This window comes from Collimonas pratensis (genome assembly GCF_001584185.1).
In the GTDB taxonomy this organism is placed as follows: Bacteria; Pseudomonadota; Gammaproteobacteria; order Burkholderiales; family Burkholderiaceae_D; genus Collimonas; species Collimonas pratensis.
Genome location: NZ_CP013234.1, coordinates 2150405 through 2173880 on the forward strand (window position 1 = coordinate 2150405; position 23476 = coordinate 2173880).

Sequence of the window (23476 nt, forward strand, 5' to 3'; positions counted from 1 at the left end):
CTGCTACAAGCGGCAGACCAAAGTTCCCAAGATCAGGCGGATTTGTAAAGCCCGTCTCGGATTTTTTTGCAATACTCACTCCCACAGCCAGTTCCAGAGTCCCGGCAGGCGCACGCTTTGTGCACTGTCGCTGACGCTTCTGGCCAGGGCCGCTCGCTCCAGTGTGGCCTTGTCGTCGTAAAACGGCTGGGCCGCAGTCGGCAGCTGGACCGCACGCGCGCAATCCATCAGTATTTGCAGATACTCCGCCATGTGATCGGCGGTGTAGCTGTTGACATCGTGAAAACTTACCACCACCGGAATGCTGCCGTCGACCGTCGGCAACTCGCCCGCGGCAATCCGCTCGCGCACATCGGTCAACAGATGCAGCATGTTGGAACGTCTTCTCAAGCTGGCTTTGATGCCATAGATCTTGCCGTCGTTCGCGCTCAGATCCGTCAGCAGCAGGTGCATGCCGTGCTGCTGGTAGGCGGCAAAGGTGCGCTTGTCGTAATTCCAGAATGGCGGCCGCACCAGTTTCGGTGCGCTGCCCTGGATGGCCATGATGTCGGCAATGCCGTCGTTCAGCGATTGTTCGAATACCTCGGGCTTGAGGAAGCGATGGTTGGCATGGTGTGGCGTGGCGCTATGAAAGCCGAGCAGATGCCCTTCAGCGACTTCACGTCGCAGTATGTTGCGCCCAAATTCGGTCTCGCCGGCGCCGGAGGAGCGGGTTTGCACAAAGAACAAGGCTTTGATGCCGGGTTGCAGCGGATTGTGCGCTAGGGTGTCGAGTATGGACAGTGTCGAATTGTCGGTCCTTGGCCTGGCCGGGCCATCGTCGAACGTCAGCAGGAAGCGGATTGGCGCTTGGGATTTCAGGCGCTGGGCGGTTTGCGGCGACATGGGAACCGGTTCAATGGCACAAGCCGCAATACTGATTGCCACGAAAATCGCGAGCAGGCTGGAAATGATCTTTTTGCCATGCTGCGATGAGATGCAGATTGCATTGCGCAACGGGACAGATGAAACGGAAAGCGAAAACATACGATGACAGACAGTAGGGCGGTGATTGGCTTGAGAGGGACGCAGCGCGAATAATACGCCCTCGACCGCCGCTGTTCGCCGGCTGTTACAAACAACTACAGTTCATACGCCGTGCTCTGGTTTGCCGTTGCGCCTGCTACGCTGCGCGCTCTGCCATAGCCGAAAAGCCGCAGTATCGGAACTGTCATTGCGGTAGTGGCCAGCGCCATGATAAACAGCATCGTGTAGGCGGCAGGTGGCAGGAGGCCTGCCTTCAAGCCGATTGTCAGGACGATAAGTTCCATCAGTCCGCGCGTATTCATCAACGCCGCGATCACGCTGGCATCGCGCTGTCCGACGCCCGATAGGCGCGCCCCCAGATAACTGCCGCCGAACTTGCCGGCGACTGCGCCGGCAAAAAATAAACCGAGCCACAGCCAGAAATTCGGCAGGGAAATGCTTCCCGTTGCGGCCTGGATACCGGCCAGCGCAAAAAATACCGGCATCAGCAGCAGCGCGACAAATCCTTCGACCTTGGCGCGCCACTCAATTTTCAGTCCTGGCAAGTCGCGCAGCGCCAAGCCAGCCAGCAGGGCGCCGAATGCGCTGTGAAAGCCGATTTCAGCAGTGATCCAGGAAGACATCAGTACATAGCAAACCACAACGGGCAGCAGGCGCGGCGTAACGCTGGCGGTTGGCCCGCGAGCAATGATCTTGCCCCAAAGCGGCCGCGCTATCAGCATGGAGACCGCGACAAAAACCAGCAGGAGCGCCACATTGCGCGCGATGTGCGGCCAAGCGGAGTCGCCTGTCGAGATCGCCGTGATCGCTGCCAGCAGCAGCCACCCGAGCAGGTCCGTCAGGGATGCCGCCGCCAATGCCGCTGTCGCCGTAAATGTGCCTTCCATCCGCAGATCCATGACGATGCGCGCCATCACCGGCATGGCAGAAATGGACAGGGCCACGCCGCAAAACAGCACATAGCCGAGTATCGGGGCCTGTGGCGCGATCGCCGCCCTGGAGGCGACCGCAATGGCGCAACCGATGGCGAACGGGACGACAATCCCCGTTAACGCGACGGCGACGGGTATGCGCATCGGCACGCGCCCCTGGAGGCTTTTCAGGTCCAGGTGCAGCCCAAGCTGGAACATCAGGAAGACCAGGCCGAGTTCCCCGAGCTGCGACATCATCGGCATTGCGGCATTGGAGAACAGGAGCTGATAAAAATCCGCGTTGAGCGCGCCCAGGACCGCTGGTCCGAGCAGCAGGCCGGCGGCGATTTCGCCGACCACGCGGCTTTGTCCCAGCCGTTTGGCGAGGGCGCCGCACAGCAGCGTGGCAAGAATGATGACGCAGAGTTGAACCGGCCAGATTGCCATTTTGAATCCCGATCAGATGTCGAATGCGTTGCGGATTCTACACTGGGGGCAGCCCGGCGGCGACTTGCATGCCGAGATTCGCGTGGCGCCATGGATTTACCGCGCGGAGGTAATCGATGTATATTGCCACGGAGGCTGCTGACGCCATACCCGATCAAGACCGTGCGACGGATGCGAAACATGACACAGAAAATCTTTTGGCAAGATCCCTATCTGACCGAATTGAAAACTACGGTTGCCGCTGTGCGTGGCGACCAAGTGTATCTGCAGTCGACGATTTTCTTCGCGTTCTCGGGCGGCCAGGAAAGCGATGCCGGCACCATAGGCAGCTATCCGGTGCTGGCTGCGGCCAAGGAAGGGCTGGATATCGCCTACACACTGCCGCACGAGCACACTTTGAAAGCAGGCGACGCGGTCGAACTACGGATTGATTGGGAGCGGCGCTATCGCCTGATGCGCCTGCATTTCGCTGCCGAAATGATCCTGCAGCTGGTGTACCGGCATTGCCCCGGCATCGAGCGCATCGGCGCTCACATTTCCGCGGACAAGGCGCGCATCGACTTTGCGCGCGATGACAGTATTGCCGTGCTGTTCCCGGTGCTTGAAACGGAAGCTGGTGCTCTGGTGGCTGCAGGCAAGCCGATAGAAACCGATTTCACCGACGAAGCGGCGCAGCGCCGCTTTTGGGAAGTCCAGGGTTTTGCCCGTATGGGTTGTGGCGGCACCCATCCCAGGTCGACTGCTGAAATCGGCCCGCTCACGCTAAAACGCAAGCGGCTTGGCAAGGGCAAGGAACGTATCGAAATCACTTTGTCTTCTCCGGCGGGGATTTTGATTTGAACGATGTGCGCTAGCGTACATACAGGAAACCAGCCTTCCGGTAGATTTAAATCTCTCACCGGAGGTCATCATGTCAAATCATCAGCTTCCATTTTCATCGTCTCCCACTCTATTCAAGCGCCAGGCCGTTTGCCTGACGGCGCTGCTCGCTTTGTGCATGTCGTTCTCAGCCATGGCGGCGGCAGGCGATTCCGCTAGCGCAACCGCACGCTATCAAGCTGAGCGGGCCGCTTGCAACAACGGCCGCTCGAACCAGGATCGCGCGACATGCTTGAAAGAGGCGGGAGCAGCATTGGCGGAGTCGAGAAGGGGACGGTTGTCCGACAATCCGAACGCCGACAGATCAAATGCCTTGTTGCGCTGTAATGCGCTGCCGGCGGACGACCGCGATGCCTGTCAGCGCCGCATGAACGGCGAAGGCACGACCAGCGGCAGCGCGCTTGAAGGCGGCATCAGCCGGGAGCTGACGGTGCCGGACAGAAAGTAGGATATGCTGCGGGCAACGTATTCTTACAGAAGACATTGCCATGATTCAGACCAAGGGTTTTCCCTATAAGGGGAACGCCGTGTTCCCGTCGCCGGAAAAACAGGACAGCGGAAAGTATGCCGCATGCTTTACGATCCGCTCAGGAAAAGATGGTGCAGGTGAAATTCGCTACGCGCGCACGATGCCGACCAACGAATTCGATACGCACGATGAGGCCATCTCTTACATCCTCGATTTTGCTGGCGACTGGATTGACCAGAACCCGGCCTGAGATCACGCGCCCCGTTCCTGCAGCAGCATCAAGCCGTCGCTGTCGATTTCGATGAGCATGGTTTCATAGCTGTTGATTGATGGATGAGGGCTAGCCAGTGGATGGAAATGTGTCGCAGTGACCACCATCACCGTGGCGCCTGCCGCTTCGCCGGCGGCAATGCCGACAGCCGCATCTTCGAATACCAGGCAGTCGCGGGCGTCGACATTCAGCTTGCTGGCCGCCAGCAGGTAGCCATCAGGATGCGGTTTGCCGGCGGCGACATCTTCCGCCGTCACCAGAACGGCTGGAACAGGAATGCCGGCTGCTTTCATGCGCCGCGCCGCCAGGTCTCTGGGTGCGGAAGTGACCACGGCCCACTTGTCCGCCGGCAGTGATCGCAGGAAGTCGGCCGCGCCGTTTATTTCAACAATCCCTTCGACGTCGGCAATTTCCGCCAGTGTAATGCCGATTGCTTCCTGCTCCGGATCGACCCCAGGCAATGCCAGCCGCGCGACAGTATCAACCGCCCGCGCACCATGTATGGTCGGCAGAAAGGATGCAACATCGAGGCCATGGCGCAGCGCCCACACCCCCCAGATGCGTTCCGCCGCCGCGATAGAATTAAGGATGGTGCCGTCCATATCGAACAGGAAAGCACTGTAACGGCTTGTGGCTGCCGTTGAATCGCTGCCGGACATTTTCTGTTTCCTTCAAGTGTTAATCAGGTTTAAGCGGGTTTAAGCGGATCATTATTGATCCAGTTTGATGCAGGCAGGCTGCGCCGGCATGAAGAGCGGATTGACGCTGGCCGTCTGCACTGGCCTGCCGGCCAGGGCATTCAGCGCTTGCTGCAACTGCCAATCCTTGGCGCTGCCGAATTCCTTTTGCGGTAATGCACTCTTGAGCGGATCCGGTTTGGCGCTGGCGCGCCGGTCGCGCCAGCGCTGGCGTTCCTTGCGCACATCGGCGAAGGGATCTGGATTGGGCTTGTTGGCGTAAGGCGCGCGCGGAATGTCGACTTCGCGATAGAGAAGCAGGACGCCCTCCATGTCGGCATCCTTGCGTGGCCCGACGATCCAGTCCGGCACCACGCCATAGCCTTCCATCGGGCAGCCGTTCGGCCGCAGGTTGCGGGCATAGGTCCAGCCGAGGTAGGTGCCGTCGCGCGTGCCGACTCCTGTTTGCGCCATGCCTTTGCCGTACGTGGGGGTGCCCAGCAAACGGGCGCGGCCGAGGTCTTTCAGGGCAGCCGCGGTAGCTTCTGCAGCCGAAGCGCTCTGGCCATCGATCAGCACTATCAGCGGCACGCTGCGCCACCAGTCGTCGCTTTCCAACGGTGCGAGCGGGTCCTGGCCTTTCAGCACCGGCAGGTCATAGTCAGGCCAGTTGGTGCTGATGCGGTGCTGGATCTTGTCGTCGCGCTGCAGCGTGACCATGGCGGTTTTATTGCGGCCGGTGAAGAGTCCGATGATGCCGATGGAGGCGTTCAAGGCGCCGCCGCCGTTGAGGCGCAGATCGAGAATCACGGCCTTGATCGGCGCACCGTTTTTGCGCGCCGCTTGCACCGTGTCGATGTAGTCGCCGATGGCAGGTTCCGGGAAGCTGCTCATGCGCGTGTACAGGATGTCGCCGGGGAGGCGTTTGGCGCTTGCCGGCCGTTGCTTGATGATGGCGCGCAGCAGCGTGAATTCCAGCCGTTGCTGTTTTGCGCCGCGCAGCAGAGTCAGCTTGAGCGGCGTGCCGACATCGCCGCCGGCGTATTTGGCGATGTCGGCATTGTTGATGCCTGCCATGCTGTTGCCGTCCATTGCCACCACGACGTCGCCATTGCGTATGCCGGCCTGGGCAGCCGGCGCGTCCGGCACGACGTCGATGATGTGCAAGCCATCCGCCAGCGTCTCGAAAATGATACCGATGCCGGGGGCGCCATTGCGCGCGCGCTCATCCTTCTTGACCCGCTCCTGCTGCTCCGCTGCATTCAAGAATCCGGCATAAGGCAGGGTCTTGACGCCCAGGCGTATGGTCTCATCGAGAAAGGCGGGGACATCGATTTCGGTCAGGTGGTCTTTCTTGAGTATTTCCACCACCGACTTCAGCTCGCAGATCTGGGCTTCCCAGTCTGGCGGACATGGGCTGGGTTCGGCAGCCAGCGCCGGCGTGGAAAATGCCAGGGTGGCGAGCAGGGCGGCAAGCGTGCTTCCAAGGCGGCTGGGCGGGGCGATGGCGGCCTGGATAATCTGACGCTCCGCTGCCGGTAAAGAAAATTCGCCTGGTTCAGCCATCATCTGTTTCACGCCCCCTGGAGATATTCGTCATTCTAGCGTCATTCCACTACTTGGACAGGCTCTCTGTCCAGCGCCGCACGCAAGCGCGGCAAACTCTCCGGATAGTCACGGGCGATGAAGCCGAGCATGGCTTCGCGGATCGCGCAACGCAGGTCGAAGGCGCTGCCGGAGTCGCGCGCGCTGACCAGCAGGCGCAATTGCATGGCGCGATCGTTGGCGTCTGTCACGTGCAACACGCAGACGCGGCCGTCCCATAGCGGTGATTGTTTGCAGATGCGTTCGAATTCGGTGCGTATGGCCGGCACCGGCACGCCGAAATCGAGCCACAGGAAGACGGTGCCGAGGATGGTCGAGGAAGTGTGGGTCCAGTTTTCGAAAGGATTTTCGATGAACCACTGCAGCGGCACGATCAGGCGTCTTTCATCCCAAATACGGATGACGACGAAGGCGCCGGTGATTTCTTCGACGCGCCCCCATTCACCCTGGACGATCAAGACGTCGTCGATACGGATCGGCTGGGAAAACGCGATCTGCATGCCGGCGATGAAATTGCCCAGTACCGGACGGGCGGCGATGCCGGCCACCAAGCCCGCCACGCCGGCCGAGGCTAGCAGACTGGCGCCGAACTGGCGCGCCCCCGGCAGCGTCAGCAGGACGAAAGCCAGGCCGAGCAAGGCAGCAATGAAATAAGCGCTGCGCGTCAACACCCTGGTCTGGGTCAGGAGTCGCCGTGCTTTCAGGTTGTCGGCGACGGTGGCGGGGTTGAGCTGGGTCACCGTGGCGCCGAATGCGGTAATGGCTTGCATAGCCAGCCAGGTCAGGGCGATGATCAGCGCCACCGAACTCAGGTAGGACAGTGGCGCCAGCCAGGGCGTGTCGTCCGGCGCGCCGGTCAGCACCAGGCGCACGGCGAACAGGACCAGACACATCCTGCTGGCGCGGTAAGCCATGAAACTGAGATTGTTGACGAACGGCCGGTTCGCGCTCAGCCGGCGCAGGAGAGCGATGCCCGCATGGTGCACGACAACGGCCAGCAAGGCCGCCAGCAACGCCGCGCCGAGGACATACAGCCCCAGGCGCAGGTATTCGAGGTCAGGAAAAATAGACAAGTTCATCCAGGCGGCTCCGGTTGGTTAATCAAGCGCAGGGCTGCGTTCTTCGCGAAGAGATCAGATTGCCACTAAAGATCGACAGCATTCCAGAGCCCGAGTTCGCAAAGAAAATCTTGCGGCGACTGGATCGATGAAGCCGCGAGGAGGGGGGGCGACGGATGGTGGGGTTGTCGTTTTGAGCAGCGCTTGCGGCTTTTTCGCCGGTCCGGCCGTGCCGCCGCATACACACTGTCGTAACAATTAGTTCAATAGAGGCTGGCCTGCACCCGCGCCGGCAGTTCGCGGTCATAGGTTTCGGCGTCAAAGCCAGCCTGGCTGAGGCGCTTGAGCATGGCGCCCGGGCTGGGGAAGCTGGCGCGTTCGGCTTGCTGTGCGGGATCCCACAGCTTCGAACGCACCAGCGCCTTGGAGCAATGGAAGTAAGCGGCCTCTATCCTGACGACGATCACCGTGCGCGGCAGCTTGCCGTCGACGGCGAATTTTTCCAGCATGGCCGGTTCCGCGGAAATCTCGGCGCGGCCGTTGACGCGCAAGGTCTCGTCTATACCTGGCACGATGAACAGCAGGCTGATGCGCGCATCCCTGATGAGGTTGCGCAGGGTGTCGATGCGGTTGTTGCCCGGACGGTCAGGGATTGCCAATGTGCGCTGGTCCAGAATCTGGACGAAACCGGGCCGGTCTCCCTTAGGCGAGCAGTCCATGCCTTCCGGACCGCAAGAGGCTAGCACCGCGAAGGGAGACGCGTTGACGAAGGCCTGGTAATCCTGGTTCAGGTGGTCGATTTCCTTCCACAATGAACGTTCATGAGGTTTTCCGTAAATTTCCTCGAGCTGGGCGATGCTGGTCAGCATTGGCGTTCTCCAATGGTGGATTTACGGCAATTTTACCGGGAAATCCTGCCGCTCACCGCCGGCTGGCGAGTGTGGGCAGGTGCTCGCGGCTGGACGATAGACACAGCGTGGAACTCGCAAGTACACTATGTTGATTTTTGGCAACGATATGTTTGGCAGCATTCACCGCTGGAAAAATCGCCAGCCAGGGCAAAACGGCGTAGTCTGGAAATCTAGGGGCAAGGGGACACCATGCGTCGTTTGACTGTGATGTTGTTATCAAACCTGGCGGCAAGCCTGGCGCTGGCCGCGCCGACGCCGCCGGCGGAAGAGGCCGAGCAGCAGGCGCAGCTCGATCAGGATATTCCGCAACTGCTCGAGCAGGATGCGATTCCCAGCGTCTCTATTGCCCAGATCAGGAACGGCAAGGTGGTGCTGTTTGCCGCCTACGGTGAACAGAGCGACGGCGTGCCGGCCACGCCAGCCACGCTGTACAACGCGGCCTCGCTGACCAAGCCGCTGACCGCTGAAATCATCTTGCGCCTGGTGTCGAAAGGCGAAATCGAGTTGGATGAACCGATGGACCGCTACTGGCTGGATCCGGACATCGCCGCCGACCCGCGTCATGCCTTGCTGACGCCGCGCCTGGCGCTCAGCCACCGTACCGGCTTTCCGAATTGGCGCGACGGCAAGGAAGGCCTCAGGATCCTGCGCCAGCCCGGCGTCAAGTGGGGCTATTCCGGCGAAGGCTATCGATACGTCGCGCATTTCGCCGAAAACAAGAGCGGCCAGGATTTTGAGGAGCTGGCGCAGACTTATCTGTTCAAGCCGCTGGCCATGACCGAGACCTCCTATAGCAGCAAGGACTGGTTCAAGGGTCGCATTGCGGTGCCGGCCAATGCCGCCGGTGAAGCCGTGCAGCCGCAGTTTGCCAGCCGTTTCAATGCAGCCGATCTGCTATATACCACCGCCTATGACTACGGTTTGTTCATTGCCGGCGTACTGGCCGACCAGGGCCTGAGCCCGGCCGTGGCGCGCGAGCGCGGCAAGATCCAGGTCAGCATGATGGATGAAATGTGCCAAGGCAAGCTGGCCGAAAGCTGTCCACCCAATGCCGGTTTTGGGCTGGGCTGGCAGATACTGGCATTCAAGGATGAGACGCTGCTGATGCATACCGGGAAGGACGAAGGCGTATTTACGTTCGCCTACCTGAATCGCACCAGCCGCGACGGCGCCGTCATCCTGACCAATAGCGATAACGGCTACAAGATCGTATTGCCGGTGCTGGAGCGTCTCAACAGCAGCCCGGCTTTCCTGCGCTACCTGCGCGGGCAGATACAGTAAATGCTGGCGCGGCGGAAGCTGCGCTATCCCGGGACTTCATGTTTTCTAGTCGCCTAGGGCGTATTTGAAAAAGAACTTGATTAAGGAAATGATTGCTTCCATAATCCGCGCATGAAAACCGAAATCCCTTCATCGCATGCAAAATTGTCAATCCCGCGCGGGCGTCCGCGCGAGTTCGATATGGATGAGACGCTGGACAAGGCTATCCCGGTGTTTTGCAGCCGCGGCTACCACGGCACTTCGATCAACGACCTGGCCGAAGGCATGCAGCTGACGGTCGGCAGCATTTATAAAGCATTCAAGGACAAGCGTGGGGTGTTCCTGGCGGTGCTGGACCGCCAGTCGTCGCAACGCGGCATCGAGTTGAGCCAGGTGCTGGCGCGGGTGCAATCGGGGCGGGACAAAGTACAGGCTGCGCTGACCTTCTATGCCGAGCTGTCGCATGGCAGCAGGGGGCGCGAAGGCTGCCTGGTGGTCAGCACCGCGGTTGAGCTGGCGGCGCTGGATGTCGAGATCGGCGCGCGTGCGGCGGCGGCAATGCAGGGCCGCGAAGCGTTGATGAACCAGTTGATCCGGCAAGGCAAGAACGATGGCTCGATTCCATTGCATGTCGATAGCGCCGCTACCGGCCGTCTGCTGCTTTGCCTCTTGCAAGGGCTGCGTGTGGTGGGCAAGACCGGCAAGACGCGCAAGGAAATGCTGGCGCTGGTCGATGCGGCAATGAAAATCCTGACGTAAATTTTTTTGTCTAATTAGGAAGTGATTGTTTCCAATATATAAGGGGAAAGAAATGGATTTAACTGTTGCTGCCGCCAACCCGGCTATCGAAGAGCCGGCGCTGGCGCCGTGGATCACCGTACTGCTGGCAGCTGCCTGCGGCCTGATCGCTGCCAATATCTACTATGCCCAGCCGCTGGCCGGCCTGCTGCTGATTACGCCGCTCGGCGATCTGTTTGAAAACCGGCGCCTGGTGCTGGTCCTGATCGGGCTGGCCACGCTAGCTTTGCTGGCGGCGGGGCTGGCCTCTCATCCGGCACAATTTTTGGTCGCCGCGCTGTTCATCGGCCTCGGCTCGGTGGCGGTGCAGGTGCTGGTGCCGTACGCCTCGCACATGGTGCCGGAAGCGGCACGCGGGCGCATGGTCGGCAACATCATGAGCGGGCTGATGTTGGGCATCATGTTGGCGCGGCCGGCATCGAGTTTCATCACGCAGATGTCGTCCTGGCACATGGTGTTTTTTCTCTCCGCCGGGCTGATGGTGCTGCTGGCGTTGTTGCTGTCGCGGACCTTGCCGCAGCGTGTGCCGCCGGCCAAGTTAAGCTATGGCGCGCTGCTGGCTTCGATGGCGCGACTGGTGCTGCGCACGCCCGTGTTGCGCCGACGGGCGCTGTATCATGCCTTTCTGTTCGCTGCCTTCAGCCTGTTCTGGACCACCACGCCATTGCTGCTGGCAGGGCCGGCCTTCCATCTGTCGCAAGGCGGGATCGCCCTGTTTGCGCTGGCGGGCGTGGCTGGATCGATTGCCGCGCCGATCGCCGGCCGGCTCGCCGATCGCGGCTTGAGCCGTCCGGCGACCGGGCTGGCGATGCTGGCGGTAGCGCTTGCTTTCCTGATGACGCACATCGGCCAGCAAGGTTCGACCCTGGCCCTGGGTTTACTGGTCGCGGCCGCGATCTTGCTGGATTTCGGCGTCGCCGCCAATATGACCATCGGACAGCGGGCAATCTTCATGCATGGCGCCGAATTCCGGGCGCGCCTGAACGGTTTGTACATGACGACCTTCTTTATCGGCGGCGCCATCGGCTCGGCGGTTGGCGGCTGGGCCTATGCGCAAGGCGGCTGGAATCTTGCGTCCTCGATTGGCTTCATATTGCCGGTGCTGGCCTTGCTTTACTATGCGACGGAGCGTTGAGCAGGGAAGTTGCGGGCTCGGCTTTTAAAGCGGCGCGGCCGACTCGCCAGCTTGCACGCCGATCCAGGCGCAGGCGGCTTGCACCAGCGGATCGCTCTCCCTGCTTTCCGGGTAGACCAGATAGAAGGCATAGGTATTGAGCACAGGGCCGAACGGTTGCAGCAAGACGCCGCTGCGCAATTCCGGTTCGATCAGGGAGGTGCTCAGCAGCGCCACGCCCTGGCCGGCGATGGCTGCCGAGATGGCGTGGCTTTCATCGGAGAACATCATGCCGGCGCGGCTGTCCAGCTGGTGGATGCCGGCCGCCCGGGCCCACGCACGCCAGGTTGACGGTTTGCGCAGCGTGTTTTTCCATTCGCAATGAATCAGGGTTTGCTTGAGCAGGTCTGCCGCTTTCTTTACCTTTAGCCGCGGACTGCAGACCGGCGCGATGCGGTCGTCAAAAAGTTTTTCGGCGACCAGCCCGGGCCATTTCCCGAGGCCGTAGCGGATGGCGATGTCTGCAGTGTTGCCGTCCAGCGCTGCAATTTCCACCGATGTGTGCAAACGCAGATCCTGGTTCGGATAGGCGGCGCGGAATGCGCCCAGCCGCGGCAGCAGCCAGCGCGCCGCAAGCGCCGGCGTGGTCGAGATGGTGAGTGCTTGCGGCGTTTCCCGGGCCTGGATGCGACTGATGGCGGCAGCGAATGCATCGAAGCCGTCGCGCAATGGTGCATACAGCTCGGCACCGGCTGCGGTCAGGTGCAGTTGCCGCGGCTGGCGCTGGAACAATGCGATGCCGAGGGTTTGTTCCAGACGCCTGATCTGGTGGCTTACCGCCGTCGGCGTCACCGAGAGTTCTGCCGCTGCGGACTTGACGCTCACATGCCGCGCCGCCGCTTCGAACGCTCTGAGGGCTGCCAGCGGCGGCAGGCGGCGCGCTTTCGAGTTATCCATATAGATGAGTTTTATTTTCTATTTGACTGTGAAAATTGTCGTTTGTCCCAATAACTGCAGACATTTACAGTGGATCCTAGGATTGATAGATGAAATTAATTCACATTAATGAAGGATAACTGAAAATGACTACCTTATTGCATCTGGACGCCAGCGCCCGCAGCGGGCGCTCTGACCGGCAACTGCATGGCTCTCATACGCGTCGCCTGTCGCACCGTTTTGTCGAGCAGTGGCTGCAGCAGCGTCCCGGTGACCGGGTCCTGGTGCGCGATGTCGGCTTGCAGCCGCCGTCGCCGGTCAGCGGCGCCTGGATACATGCGGCGTTTACTGCTGCCGCGCAACGCGAACCATGGATGGAGGAGGCGCTGGCTGAAAGCGACGCCTTGATCGATGAAATACTGGCGGCCGACATTTTGCTGCTCGGTGTACCCATGTACAACTTTAGCGCGCCGGCGCAATTCAAGGCCTGGATCGACAATATCGTCAGGGTAGGACGCACCTTCGGCTTCGACCGCCAGCGCCAGGGAGAGCCCTATTGGCCGCTGCTGAAAGACGCCGGCAAGCTGGCGGTGGTGCTGTCCTCCAGGGGGGACTACGGTTACGCCGCCGGGCAAAGAATGGCGTCGATGAACCATGTCGAGCCAGGCATTCGCAGTGCGCTCGGCTATATCGGCATTGAGCGACTACATAGCATTGCAGTTGAATACGACGAGTTCGGCGATGCCCGGCTTGAGGAGTCGATTGCGGCGGCGGAGGAGGAAGTCAGCAGGCTGGTGGGCAGTTTGATCGCTGGCCTGGGCTAGCACCATCAGGTTGCCTTCCGGTAATTGCGTGAGGTAGGATTTGCTTTCTACACGCCAAGGAATCCAGATGCCATCTCTTAAAGTTCGAACCCCTGCCATTTTGCGCTTTTCCATGTTTGCGCTTGCGGGTTTTTCAATGACTGTTTTTGCTGACCCGCTGCAGCCGGCGGCGCCTGCCTGCCTCACCGGCGCCTATCGGTCGCCGGCCGGCGAAATCATCAGCTTGACCCAGCGCCCGGGCTTTCCGCAGACACTGTTGGCGACCGATTTCAAGGGGCGCAGCGGCGTCTTTGAGGCGACTGGGGAGAACGCTCTGAACGCGGCGGCTGATGCCGACAATCCGGCCAGGCTGGCTGGACATTTGAGCTATGCGGGATGTCAGGCCGACGCGATCGGCTTGCAGTTTTCCGGCGCCGGGGAACAGCAATGGACGCGTTTGCCGCTGCGTATCAGCCGCACGCATTTCATGTCAGGCGCAGTGCAATTGAATGGCGAGCTGATAGAGCCGGTGAGCGCCGGCGGCAAGCCGCCGCTGTTCGTGCTGGTGCATGGCTCCGAATCGACGGCCGCGGTCGATTCCAGCAATCATGCGTTTCTGATGGCTAGCCAAGGCATTGCTGCGTTCTTGTTCGACAAGCGCGGCACCGGCGCTTCGGGTGGCGTCTATACCCAGGATTTTGAACTGCTGGCGGACGATGTCGCCGCCGCAGTAGGGGAGGCGCGCAGGCTTGGCGCCGGCCGCATCGGCCGTGTCGGCCTGGCCGGTTTCAGCCAGGGCGGCTGGGTCGCGCCGCTGGCTGCCAGCAAGGCGCCGGTGGATTTCCTGGTGGTCGGCTACGGCGTGATCGGCACGCCGATCGAGCAGGATCAGTGGCAGGTGGACTACCAATTGCGCCAGCTCGGGTACGGCGAAGACGTGATTGGCAAGGCGCGCACGTTGACCGCGCTGGCCGGCAAGGTGGCGGCCTCGAACTTCTATAGCGGCATGCCGCAGCTGCTGCGGGCCAAGGAGAAATTCGCCAAGGAGCCCTGGCTGGCGAAAGTTGATGGCCAGTACAGCGGCCAACTGCTGCGCGGCGAGGTGGAGCGAGCGCGCAGCGAAAGCCCGCAGGTGATCTGGCATTACGACGCGCTGACGCCGTTGCGGCAGCTCGCCATTCCACAGCTGTGGGTGTTTGCGCAAGACGATTCGGTTGCGCCCAGCGCGCCGACGATTGCCCGGCTGGATGCCTTGCGCGCCAGCGGCAAGGACAAGGACATCGCGATTGCGGTTTTCCCGCAATCGGATCACGGCATCCGCTCCTTTGCGCTGATGCCTGACGGTAGCCGCAAATACCTGGGCTACGCCGCCGGCTACGACCAGCTGCTGGCGGACTGGATGCTGCAGAAGCCTTTGTCAGCGCAGGGGCAGGAGAGGATGCTGGCGCCGTCCGCACTCAGGTTTTGAACTTGTTCTTGAGCGCGTCCAGCTTTGAGCTGGATGCGGCCTGGCTGTCGCCGGCCTCGCTGTGCCAGTCCTCCTGCTCATCCTCGGCGAATTCTGCCGCCAGGTCTTTCCAGCCTTTGCTGGCCGCGAAGGCATTGAATTCTTCCGGCGCTTCCAGCACGATCAGCTTGTCGTCCTGGAGGCCGAGGTCGCCGTGGCCGAAGTCGGGACCGGCATAGCCGATCTGGCGCAGCCTGGCTAGTACCTGGGCTATCAATTTCTGGTCCTCAAACAGGCGCTCCTTGCCGATCGCCGCGGCAAAATCGACGTAGACGTCGATGATTCCATAGCCTTCGTCGAAGATGCGGATTGCTTGAATGTCATGCTTGCGGCCGGCAGCATCGGTGACGCTGAAGGGGCCGCCGAGTTGGATATCGGTTTCGCTGTTCATAGACGGCAGGATACACCAAATGGCGCCGGATGAGCTCGGCGGGCATAGCCTTAAAAGGTCACGGTAGCGACTACGGTATCGGTAAAAGTGGCGGCGATGCCGGACTGTCCGGCCGGCACGCGCGCGTACACGGTAAGCGGCGTGGCGCTGCCGCTGGCGGTAATGCTGGCGGGCGCGGTGGCGGCGGTATTGCCCCAGGTGGTGGTGCGGCCTGAATCTGAAAACAGCGCATAGTTGAGAAAGGTCGGCGTGGCGCCGCCGGTGGAGAGGCGGCGCAGCGGCACGGTATCGGTCGAGCCGGTGTTGGCGTTGGCGCCTTGCCCCAGCGTGATCACAGGCAGCGCACCCGGCGTGCAAGTGGTGCTGACGCTGGCGGTGATGTCCTGGTTGGCGGTGGCGTTGACCACGATCGGGTCGTAGGTCGTGGTAAAGCCGGTAGTGATGATTGTGCAATCGTTGCCGATGGTGACAGTGTTGGTCATGGTGGCGGTCGCGGTTGCTGCCAAAACACTGCCTGCCGCTGCCATTCCGATGATAAGGGTAATGATCAAAATGCCATGTTGCATAGACTTTTGCATGACGAATCTCCCGATTGCCACTTCTGTTATTCAAGTCTGGCTGATTGACTGTCGAGCGCTGTTGTATATCTATAGCACAAAGATTTCCACATGGAAATATTAATTTGTTAATAATATTGATAAGGGCGGAGATTTCAGAAAACAGCTTGCGCGCAAAGTCGCGCAAGCTGTCGTGGGGGGAGCTTAGAGGGTAGGCAACTGCAGGGTCGATTGCTGGGCAGGATTGAATTCAAAGCGCACGCCAAAACGCTCGCCCGGATTGACCGGCGAAGCGTACAGGCTGTCGGCGGTGTCCAGCACCACGCCGATGTGATGGCCGGCTGGTACGTCATAGGCAGTGGCCGAGAACTCGATCGGGAAATCGACGGTCTGGCCCGGCGTCGCCCAATGCAGGGTGGTGGCGCCATGGGTGATCAGGATGCCGGTACCGATGGCGTCGACGTCATACAGATAGGCGACCACCTGCGCCCGCGCCTGCGATGGCGTGACGCGCAAGTTCAGTTTCGGGATTCCCCTGATTTTTTGCGTGGCCGACAAGGCTGGGGCTTCGTAGCGCACGCCGGCCGCCAAGCTGACCGTCAGCAGTGAATCGACCACCGGCAGATTGATGGTTTCGCCCAGGGTCGAGAGGATGGGGATCAGGCCGCTGGTGGCGGTGGTGTCGAAGAAGTTCTGGATCAGGTCGGCATCGGTGGTCTGGTTGCGCGCAGCTGTTATTGTCCCCTTGTCGCCCTTGCCGCAGAAGCAGCTGAGGTCGAAGCGGACCGGGCCGCGCGGACCGAGATAGTAGGTCTGATTATTCAATTCCGGTGCAGGCCAGTTGGAGAACGATTCGCGGCGATCGGTGAACTTGATTTGCATGGTCACCTTGGGTTCGGTATCGACGCCGTTCTGCTCGCCTTTCAGCCAACGGTTGAACCAGCGGTGCGCCTGGTCGTAAGGATAGTTGGGCGCGCCCAGCAGCGCGCCCGTCAGTTCCGCGGAAGCATGGATGCCGGCGTTGAGCAGTATCTTCTTCGGTCCGGTCAGTGCCGCGAACATCGCCAGCGAGGAATTCGGCGTGAACATGTCATCCTGGAAGTTTTTGCTGAGGAAGACCGGCGCCTTGCGCTGGTTGATGGCGGCGATGTAGCTGGACGGCGAGCGCGGCTTGGCCCAGGCCGTGATGCCGGCGATGGTGGCGGCGCTGCTGTTCGGATCAAGCAATGCCAGGATGTTCTGATTTACTTCCGGGGCAGGGCGGCCGGTGACGCTGCCGGCCAGGCCGAGCACGCTGGCCCAGGTCAGGTTGGGCGAGCCGGCGGTGTACAGCTGGTCGGCCAGGGTGGCCCAGCCGGACAGCGCCACGGCAGTCTTGAAGCGCGCGTCCTGGCCGAGCGCGATCAGCGACAGGCCTGCGCCGTAAGAGATGCCGCTGGCGGCGACGTTGTTGATATCGATGGGCGCATTTGCTTGCAGCCAGTCCAGCACCGAAGAAACATCGCGCACGTCTTCCGGCGCCGCGACGTCGACCTGGCCGCCGGACAGGTAGAAGCCGCGCGCGGTATAGCTCGCCACCACATAGCCGTCCTGCGCCAGTTTTTGCTGCTGGCCGATATATTCGACGCGGCCGGGCGCCGCCCAGCTGGCGATCATCACGATCGCCGGGAATTTCTGGTCGCTGCTGCTCCGTTTCGGCAGGAACAGGTTGGCAGCCAGCTTGGTGCCGTCGAAGCTGGTGATGGTCATGGCCGGAATCCAGCAGGTGCCGTCTATCGGCGAGACGATGCCGGGCGACTGCATGGGACTGGCATAGCTGGCCGCTTCAGCGGCGGTGGCGCTGCGGCACAGCTCGGCGTTGGCGGCGGCCGAAGCCAGGCTCAAGCCCAGCGTCAGGGCAATGCCGGGCAGGGATAAGAAAGACGGGATGCGCATGCGACGTTCTCCTAAACATTATTGATTATTTTGTGCCAAAGTAAGCATGGGGTGAGCAGGCTGTTGGCGCGAGAAACCATGTTGCGGGGATGATGATTGTTGCGATAGTTCGAACTGCGAATTGCTGCGTAGCGGATGGTAGTGATCGATCAGTATCTGACCAGGCGCTTGCAACTGCATGTGGACCGTGAGCAGATCTGATGCAATGATTTATAAGTGAACGATCGTTCTTTTATTCTGAAATTATTAAGCCACGCATCGCGATGCAGCATCAATTAAAAGATTAGAAGCCCGTGCCTAACTATCGTGGTGCACTGCGGGAAGGCGAAAATTAACAGGAGGCAGCGTGTTAAAACAGGTCGATGCAGGTGTTCTTAATGTTACCTACGGCGAGCACGGCGACAGCGCCGCCCCCGCGGTTTTTCTGCTGCACGGTTTTCCCTACGATATCCATGCGTATGACGAAGTGGTTCCTGTGTTGACGGCGGCGGGCTGCCGGGTGATCGTTCCTTATCTGCGCGGCTATGGGCCGACGCGTTTCTTGTCGGCCGCTACGCCGCGTTCCGGCCAGCAAGCGGTGCTGGCCCACGATCTGCTGGCGCTGATGGATGCGCTGGCGATTCCGCAGGCGCTGCTGGCGGGCTACGACTGGGGTGGCCGTGCCGCCTGTATCGTCGCCGCTTTGTGGCCACAGCGCGTACGCGGCCTGGTGTCCGTGGGCGGCTATAACATCCAGGATATTGCCGGCAACGCCAGGCCGCAGTCGCCGGAAAATGAATTGCGCTATTGGTACCAGTACTATTTCCATGGCGAGCGCGGACGGGCAGGGCTGGCGCAAAACCGTTACGAATTCTGCAAGCTGCTGTGGCGGCTGTGGTCGCCCAACTGGCAGTTTGATGAAGAGACTTACCGGCGCAGCGCCAGTGCTTTCGATAATCCCGATTTTGTTGAGGTGGTGATTCAGTCTTACCGCCATCGCTACGGGCTGGCGCCTGGCGATCCGGCCGTCGAGCCTACCGAACTTCTGCTGGCCGCGCAGCCGACGATCGGCGTGCCGGCCATTGCGCTGGATGGCGGCGGCGACGGCGTCAGCTTGAGCGGCGGTTCGGAACAGCATGCGCGCTTTTTTAGCGGACCTTATCAGCGCCGAGTGATTCCGCTTGTCGGGCACAACCTGCCGCAGGAGGCGCCCGCCGATTTCGCGGCGGCGATCCTGGCGTTGAGCTGAGCGGCAGGCTGCGCCGCGACTAGCGCGGTTCCGCTTCGATCTTCCCCAGCAGCCATTGCAAGCCCGCCAGGTGCTGCTGGTCGTGGCTGCATAGATAGTGCACCAGGCTGCGCAGCGTCAGGGCGCCGTAGCCTTCGAACTCCGCCTGGCGATCGTATTGTTCCGGCGCCAGGCCGGCGATGAGGGCGACGGTCTTGGCGCGCGCGGCGCGGAACGAGGCGAAGACTTCAGCCGCATCCGCGCTGGCGTAATTGCGCTCGCTGGCAAGGATGTCGCTGTCGATCGATGGCAGCAGCGGCTTGTGTTCGGCCAGGGTGCGCTGGAAGCGCTGATGATAGCCGTCGATCTCGATATCGCGCACATGGCAGATCTGCTCGATGGCGCTGAACGGCTCGCTCGGCACGCCTTCCCAGGAGGCGGGTTTCCAGTTGACGTAATGGTGCGGGATGGCGGCGTAATGCTGTTCCAGCTGCAGCGGAAAGGCCGTCAGTGTGTTCAGGGTGATCGGATTCATGGCAGGATGATCGGGGGCGTTGGTTGCAATCGGGTAATTATATGGCAGGCCGCACAATTCGTTGCGCGGCCTGCCGATTGCCTGAATCCATCCGCCAGATTGTTTTCAGGACGTCTTCTTTTTATCGCCCAGGAACGAAGACAACAGGTCCATCGGCAGCGGGAACACCACCGTGGTGTTCTTGTCGGCGCCGATCACCGTCAGCGTTTCCAGGTAGCGCAGCAAGATGGCTTGCGGCTCTTGCGCCAGCACGTGGGCAGCCTGGTAGAGCTTTTCCGAGGCCTGCAGCTCACCCTCGGCATGGATCACCTTGGCGCGCCGCTCGCGTTCCGCTTCGGCCTGGCGGGCGATGGCGCGTATCATCGATTCGGTCAGGTCGACCTGTTTGATTTCGACGTTGGATACCTTGATGCCCCAGGAATCGGTCTGGGCGTCGAGCGCTTGCTGGATATCCAGGTTCAGCCTTTCCCGTTCCGCCAGCATGTCGTCCAGCTGGTGTTTGCCAAGCACCGAGCGCAGCATGGTCTGCGACAGCTGGCTGGTGGCGTTGAAAAAATTGGCGACTTCGACGATCGCCTTGCGCGGATCGACCACGCGGAAATAGACCACCGCGTTGACCCTGACGGAGACGTTATCGCGCGAGATGACATCCTGCGTCGGCACTTCCAGCACCACGGTGCGCAGATCGACCCTGACCAGCTGCTGGATCGCAGGAATCAGCAGCACCAGCCCCGGCCCCCGCACGCCGGAAAAGCGTCCCAGGGTGAAGACCACGCCGCGTTCATATTCGCGGAAGATGTAAATCGATGCGTTCAGCAGGATGAGCGCGACGAAGATTAGCGCTACTAAACCAAACCAGGCGAAATTCCAGGGCATTTTTTGCCTCCTTCCTTATCGAGCATGGCCCGCCGCGGGTCGCCCAAGCTGGCGACAAGCTGGCTTGGGCAGGCATCGGGCAGGACATGCCTTATACAAACAGTATAGGCGACCGCGCCGCACTTAGACATCTCCGCTGGCGCCCGGGTATGCTAAATTGCTGTTTCTTATTGAGAATTTCATAAAACGCGGCAAAACCAACGCTCGTTTTTCGTTGCGCTGGACGCACGCAGCTAACTGGGGTCAGAGTGAATTTTCTGCGCGTTTTTTGCAGAAATTTCACTCTGACCCCAGTTAGCGGGCCACGGAGTGCATGGCTCGTCGTGAGAAAAGCAAAACCATGTAGCGCGCTCTGTCTTTCTCCAAATCCGTCATGTGGGGTCAGAGTCGAGTTTCGCGATAAAGCGCCGCGAAAGTCGACTCTGACCCCACATGACTTTTTCTGCGTGGCGCCACGTTTGTCAACGGCGATGGTTTTACCTCCGGCGAAATCTGGCCAGACATTATTGCTGACTCTTTACCTATGACTCTTTACCTATGACTCATTCGCAAGTGCATTTGAATCACGTCATCATCCATGTCGATGAGCCCACCAGGTCGGCCATCGCGCAATCGGCCTTCCTGAAAAATGCATTTGCGGCGTTTGAGGCAAGTACCATCGCGATTGAGGATGGCGGCGGCTGGAGCGGCCTGTATATCGACGGCGAGCAGACTTACATCGAAATATTCGGCCCATCGCAGAGCGCCGTCGCTGGCGCTGCTGCGGGCATCTGCCTTGGTGTGGACCACGCGGGTGGTCTGGAGAAAGCCTGCGCGATCCTGTCGCAATCGGGACGTGTTTACAGTCCCGATTTGGTGAGGCGTCAGCTCGACGGCCAGGAAATTCCTTGGTTCAGGTATGTTGATTTGATTGATTCGGGCGTCTCTTTTACCTCCAGCATCATGGAATACGACCAGGATTTTTTGTGGCGTAGCCGGCCCGGATTGAACCCCGGACCAGACGGCATCAGCCGCAAGCAATATAACGCCGCGCGTTTCCGGCCGGAGCGCTATCTTAAGAACATCAGTGCAGTGACTTTGGCTCTTGCTCCGGCGGATTTTGCGTTGTTCGGCAGCCAGCTGGCGGCGCTGGGCTATGCGGAAACTTCAACTGGCGAGACCAGGACTTTTTGCGGCCAGGAGGTCACATTCCATCTGCTGCAAAGCACGGCTTCGCTCAAGGGCGTGGTTGCGCTCAGGCTGAACCTGCTGAAGAAGAAGGAAGGCGAGACCATTTACCGTTTTGGTTCTGGCTCAGTATTGCAGTTCGATACCGAGCTCGGCGCAACCTGGCGTTTTGGCCCGGCCTCGGAATAGAGCGGCATTGCCCATGTCCGCTTTGAATCCACACCACGCTAACTGCGAGCAAGAGAAAAATCATGCACATCTATAACGCCATCCCCATCATCCGCATATTTTCGGAATCCAAGGCCAAAGAGTTTTATCTGGATTTTCTTGGCTTCACCCTGGAATGGGAGCACCGCTTCGAGGAAAATTTTCCGCTGTACGCCGAGATCAAGCGCGGCGACCTGACGATACATCTGAGCGAGCATCATGGCGATGCGACGCCGGGTTCGACCATGTTTGTGCCGGTGCAGGATATCGATGCCCTGCAGCGCGAGCTGCTGGCCAAGAACTATACTTATGCCAAGCCGGGCGTTGAAGATACGCCTTGGGGCCGCGACATGGAAGTCGCCGATCCTTTCGGCAACCGGATTCGTTTTAGCGAGCGTTCAAGCGGATAGAAAGACCGGCGTCAGGCCGGCCGCCGGCGGAACCATCCGGCCAGGGACATGCGATCTCGGGTCGCGGGCAGCACTTCGTGCAGCATGTCGGCAGACAGGAACAGCACCAGCCGGCTGCCCAGCGGCGCGATGTCTTCGCTGACTTGTCCGGCCGGATGCAGGCGCAGCGCGCCGCCTTGTTCCGGCAGCCAGTCGTGGTTCAGGTAGATCACCACTGAGACGGTGCGGCTGTCGTCATCGCGGAAGCGGTCCAGGTGCGGATGGTAGGCGGCGCCCGGGGCGTAAAAGGCGAAGTGGCTTTCGTACTCGTCCAGTCCCAGAAACAGGCTGCGGTTTAGCATCACGCGCAAGGTTTCCATGATCAGCAGGTAGCGGTCGCAGGCCGGCGATTGCCCGGCCTTGAGCCAGAGAATCCGGTCGCCGCGGATCTCGCCGCGCACGGCTTGCGCCGCGCCGCGGCCGACGGCGGCAAGATTCAAGGCGCCGACCAGCGCCAGTGCGCGGCATTCCGCAGCCAGTGCCAGGGTCAGGTCTGCCGGCAGGAAAATGTTTTGCTGCGACCAGCCATGCTCGGTCAGGCTGGCGGCCATGAGCTGCAGCAGCGTCTCGTCGAGACGCTCGGGGGATTCTGACAACATCGCTGCAACTCTTCCTGGAAACGTGCATTCGCTACGAATCGTCAATATCCCAGAAACGTTGTTTCAACGATGCCGCCGTGCAGGGGATGGGTCCGTGGGCCCGTAATGCGTGGCTGGCAAATCAGTGTAACACTTGCGCCCGGCAAGCATCAGGCAGAAGGAGGGGCGGGCGGGTGGAAACCTGCTTCAGGTCTCACTCCATTGCCGCATCAGGTTGTGATAGCAGCCGATCAGGCTGCGTCGCGCGGTTTCGTCGGCATTGGTCTGGTTGAGTGTCTGGATCGCGTTATCCATCTCGAACAGCATGCTGCGCTGGCCGTCGTCGCGCACTAGGCTTTGCACCCAGAAAAAGCAGGCAGTGCGCAAGCCACGCGTGATCGGCGTGACCTGGTGCAGGCTGGTGGCTGGATACAGCACCATGTCGCCGGCCTGCAGCTTGACGGCGTGGCTGCCGTAGGTGTCGTTGATCTGCAGTTCGCCGCCGTCGTAGGATTCCGGGTCGGACAGGAACAGCGTGGCGGAAATGTCGGTGCGCAGCTTGCGGCCGCTATGCGGATCGATGCGCACGCTGCCGTCGACATGGGCGCCGAAGGTCATCCCTTCGCTGTAACGGTTGAACATCGGCGGGTAGACGGTATTAGGCAGCGCCGCGCTGATGAAGCGCGGGTGGCGCTCCAATGCCGTCAGGATGATCTGCTGGCATTGCTGCGCCACTTCAGAACGTTCATCGATCTGCTGGTTGAACTTGACAGCCGCTCCCTGGTAGCCGGCGGTGACGCGGCCATCCACCCACGCCGTGCCGGCGTGCTCCAGCAACTGGCGTACGGCTGCCAGCTGCTGGGCGTCAAGTACTTTGGGAATGGCAATCAGCATGAACGTTT

25 protein-coding genes are annotated in these 23476 nt (G+C 60.8%); 11 read left to right on the forward strand and 14 right to left on the reverse strand.

The genetic code is table 11. The features are described from left to right. Positions 1-75 precede the first annotated feature (75 nt). Both CPter91_RS09850 and CPter91_RS09855 read right to left on the reverse strand, forming a co-directional pair. The gene (locus CPter91_RS09850) at positions 76-885 is read right to left on the reverse strand and encodes a polysaccharide deacetylase family protein (protein WP_236905999.1); all 810 of its coding nucleotides are present in this window, start codon (positions 883-885) and stop codon (positions 76-78) included. A 236-nt stretch (positions 886-1121) separates the two neighbouring features. Further along, the gene (locus CPter91_RS09855; protein WP_061939744.1) at positions 1122-2384 is read right to left on the reverse strand and encodes a cation:proton antiporter; all 1263 of its coding nucleotides are present in this window, start codon (positions 2382-2384) and stop codon (positions 1122-1124) included. 180 nt (positions 2385-2564) lie between these two features. On the opposite strand from CPter91_RS09855, the gene CPter91_RS09860 reads away from it, so the two are divergent. The 3 genes from CPter91_RS09860 (at position 2565) to CPter91_RS09865 (ending at position 3982) form a co-directional block, all read left to right on the forward strand. Continuing rightward, positions 2565-3224, forward strand: a complete 660-nt coding sequence (locus CPter91_RS09860; protein WP_061939746.1) for an alanyl-tRNA editing protein — start codon at positions 2565-2567, stop codon at positions 3222-3224. 70 nt (positions 3225-3294) lie between these two features. Next, positions 3295-3711 carry a hypothetical protein gene (locus tag CPter91_RS26460; RefSeq protein ID WP_150119658.1) on the forward strand — a complete coding sequence of 139 codons (417 nt, stop codon included), beginning with the start codon at positions 3295-3297 and terminating at the stop codon, positions 3709-3711. 40 nt (positions 3712-3751) lie between these two features. Beyond that, positions 3752-3982, forward strand: coding sequence for a hypothetical protein (locus tag CPter91_RS09865; RefSeq protein ID WP_061939747.1), 231 nt, complete (start codon positions 3752-3754; stop codon positions 3980-3982). Between the two features lie 2 nt (positions 3983-3984). On the opposite strand, the gene CPter91_RS09870 is transcribed toward CPter91_RS09865, so the two are convergent. The 4 genes from CPter91_RS09870 to CPter91_RS09885 form a co-directional block, all read right to left on the reverse strand. Next, complete coding sequence (locus tag CPter91_RS09870) at positions 3985-4662, reverse strand: HAD-IA family hydrolase (RefSeq protein WP_061939748.1); 678 nt, start codon at positions 4660-4662, stop codon at positions 3985-3987. Between the two features lie 51 nt (positions 4663-4713). Continuing rightward, positions 4714-6249 carry a S41 family peptidase gene (locus CPter91_RS09875; protein ID WP_236906000.1) on the reverse strand — a complete coding sequence of 512 codons (1536 nt, stop codon included), beginning with the start codon at positions 6247-6249 and terminating at the stop codon, positions 4714-4716. A 38-nt stretch (positions 6250-6287) separates the two neighbouring features. Further along, positions 6288-7364: a mechanosensitive ion channel family protein gene (locus CPter91_RS09880; RefSeq protein WP_061939749.1), complete on the reverse strand. Its 1077-nt coding sequence runs from the start codon at positions 7362-7364 to the stop codon at positions 6288-6290. Between the two features lie 242 nt (positions 7365-7606). Continuing rightward, positions 7607-8212 (reverse strand): pyridoxamine 5'-phosphate oxidase family protein, encoded by a 606-nt coding sequence (locus tag CPter91_RS09885; protein WP_061939750.1) that lies wholly within the window; start codon positions 8210-8212, stop codon positions 7607-7609. A gap of 231 nt (positions 8213-8443) precedes the next feature. Between CPter91_RS09885 and CPter91_RS09890 the strand changes: the two genes are divergently transcribed. From CPter91_RS09890 to CPter91_RS09900, 3 genes are all read left to right on the forward strand, one after another. After that, on the forward strand, positions 8444-9535 hold the full coding sequence (locus tag CPter91_RS09890; protein ID WP_205631672.1) for a serine hydrolase domain-containing protein: 1092 nt from the start codon (positions 8444-8446) through the stop codon (positions 9533-9535). Between the two features lie 111 nt (positions 9536-9646). After that, positions 9647-10273: a TetR/AcrR family transcriptional regulator gene (locus CPter91_RS09895; RefSeq protein ID WP_061939752.1), complete on the forward strand. Its 627-nt coding sequence runs from the start codon at positions 9647-9649 to the stop codon at positions 10271-10273. A 52-nt stretch (positions 10274-10325) separates the two neighbouring features. Continuing rightward, on the forward strand, positions 10326-11447 hold the full coding sequence (locus CPter91_RS09900; protein WP_061939754.1) for an MFS transporter: 1122 nt from the start codon (positions 10326-10328) through the stop codon (positions 11445-11447). 24 nt (positions 11448-11471) lie between these two features. On the opposite strand, the gene gcvA is transcribed toward CPter91_RS09900, so the two are convergent. Further along, the gene (gene gcvA, locus CPter91_RS09905) at positions 11472-12383 is read right to left on the reverse strand and encodes a transcriptional regulator GcvA (RefSeq protein WP_061939756.1); all 912 of its coding nucleotides are present in this window, start codon (positions 12381-12383) and stop codon (positions 11472-11474) included. A 125-nt stretch (positions 12384-12508) separates the two neighbouring features. Between gcvA and CPter91_RS09910 the strand changes: the two genes are divergently transcribed. Continuing rightward, complete coding sequence (locus CPter91_RS09910; protein WP_061939758.1) at positions 12509-13186, forward strand: FMN-dependent NADH-azoreductase; 678 nt, start codon at positions 12509-12511, stop codon at positions 13184-13186. 136 nt (positions 13187-13322) lie between these two features. Beyond that, positions 13323-14633 carry an alpha/beta hydrolase family protein gene (locus CPter91_RS09915; RefSeq protein WP_167595152.1) on the forward strand — a complete coding sequence of 437 codons (1311 nt, stop codon included), beginning with the start codon at positions 13323-13325 and terminating at the stop codon, positions 14631-14633. Here the strand turns inward: CPter91_RS09915 and CPter91_RS09920 are convergent. The 3 genes from CPter91_RS09920 to CPter91_RS09930 form a co-directional block, all read right to left on the reverse strand. Next, positions 14623-15063: a hypothetical protein gene (locus tag CPter91_RS09920; RefSeq protein WP_061939762.1), complete on the reverse strand. Its 441-nt coding sequence runs from the start codon at positions 15061-15063 to the stop codon at positions 14623-14625. The genes CPter91_RS09915 and CPter91_RS09920 overlap by 11 nt on opposite strands. A gap of 50 nt (positions 15064-15113) precedes the next feature. Beyond that, on the reverse strand, positions 15114-15569 hold the full coding sequence (locus tag CPter91_RS09925; protein ID WP_231879928.1) for a spore coat protein U domain-containing protein: 456 nt from the start codon (positions 15567-15569) through the stop codon (positions 15114-15116). A 255-nt stretch (positions 15570-15824) separates the two neighbouring features. Continuing rightward, positions 15825-17555 carry a CocE/NonD family hydrolase gene (locus CPter91_RS09930; protein WP_061939766.1) on the reverse strand — a complete coding sequence of 577 codons (1731 nt, stop codon included), beginning with the start codon at positions 17553-17555 and terminating at the stop codon, positions 15825-15827. 346 nt (positions 17556-17901) lie between these two features. Between CPter91_RS09930 and CPter91_RS09935 the strand changes: the two genes are divergently transcribed. Further along, positions 17902-18783, forward strand: a complete 882-nt coding sequence (locus CPter91_RS09935; RefSeq protein ID WP_061939768.1) for an alpha/beta fold hydrolase — start codon at positions 17902-17904, stop codon at positions 18781-18783. 19 nt (positions 18784-18802) lie between these two features. Here the strand turns inward: CPter91_RS09935 and CPter91_RS09940 are convergent, their stop codons facing one another. Further along, positions 18803-19297, reverse strand: coding sequence for a DinB family protein (locus CPter91_RS09940; protein ID WP_061946066.1), 495 nt, complete (start codon positions 19295-19297; stop codon positions 18803-18805). A gap of 105 nt (positions 19298-19402) precedes the next feature. Next, the gene (locus tag CPter91_RS09945) at positions 19403-20173 is read right to left on the reverse strand and encodes a slipin family protein (RefSeq protein WP_061939770.1); all 771 of its coding nucleotides are present in this window, start codon (positions 20171-20173) and stop codon (positions 19403-19405) included. A 537-nt stretch (positions 20174-20710) separates the two neighbouring features. Between CPter91_RS09945 and CPter91_RS09950 the strand changes: the two genes are divergently transcribed. Continuing rightward, a complete protein-coding gene (locus CPter91_RS09950; RefSeq protein ID WP_061939772.1) occupies positions 20711-21529 on the forward strand; it encodes a DUF5829 family protein in 819 nt (272 codons plus the stop codon). A gap of 62 nt (positions 21530-21591) precedes the next feature. Further along, positions 21592-21957 carry a glyoxalase superfamily protein gene (locus CPter91_RS09955; RefSeq protein WP_061939774.1) on the forward strand — a complete coding sequence of 122 codons (366 nt, stop codon included), beginning with the start codon at positions 21592-21594 and terminating at the stop codon, positions 21955-21957. An 11-nt stretch (positions 21958-21968) separates the two neighbouring features. Here CPter91_RS09955 and CPter91_RS09960 read toward each other — a convergent pair whose 3' ends face one another. Then, positions 21969-22595: a 2OG-Fe(II) oxygenase gene (locus CPter91_RS09960; RefSeq protein WP_061939776.1), complete on the reverse strand. Its 627-nt coding sequence runs from the start codon at positions 22593-22595 to the stop codon at positions 21969-21971. Between the two features lie 186 nt (positions 22596-22781). Continuing rightward, entirely contained in the window at positions 22782-23468 is a 687-nt protein-coding gene (locus CPter91_RS09965) for a Fe2+-dependent dioxygenase (RefSeq protein ID WP_061939778.1), read from the reverse strand. Between the last annotated feature and the right edge of the window lie 8 nt (positions 23469-23476).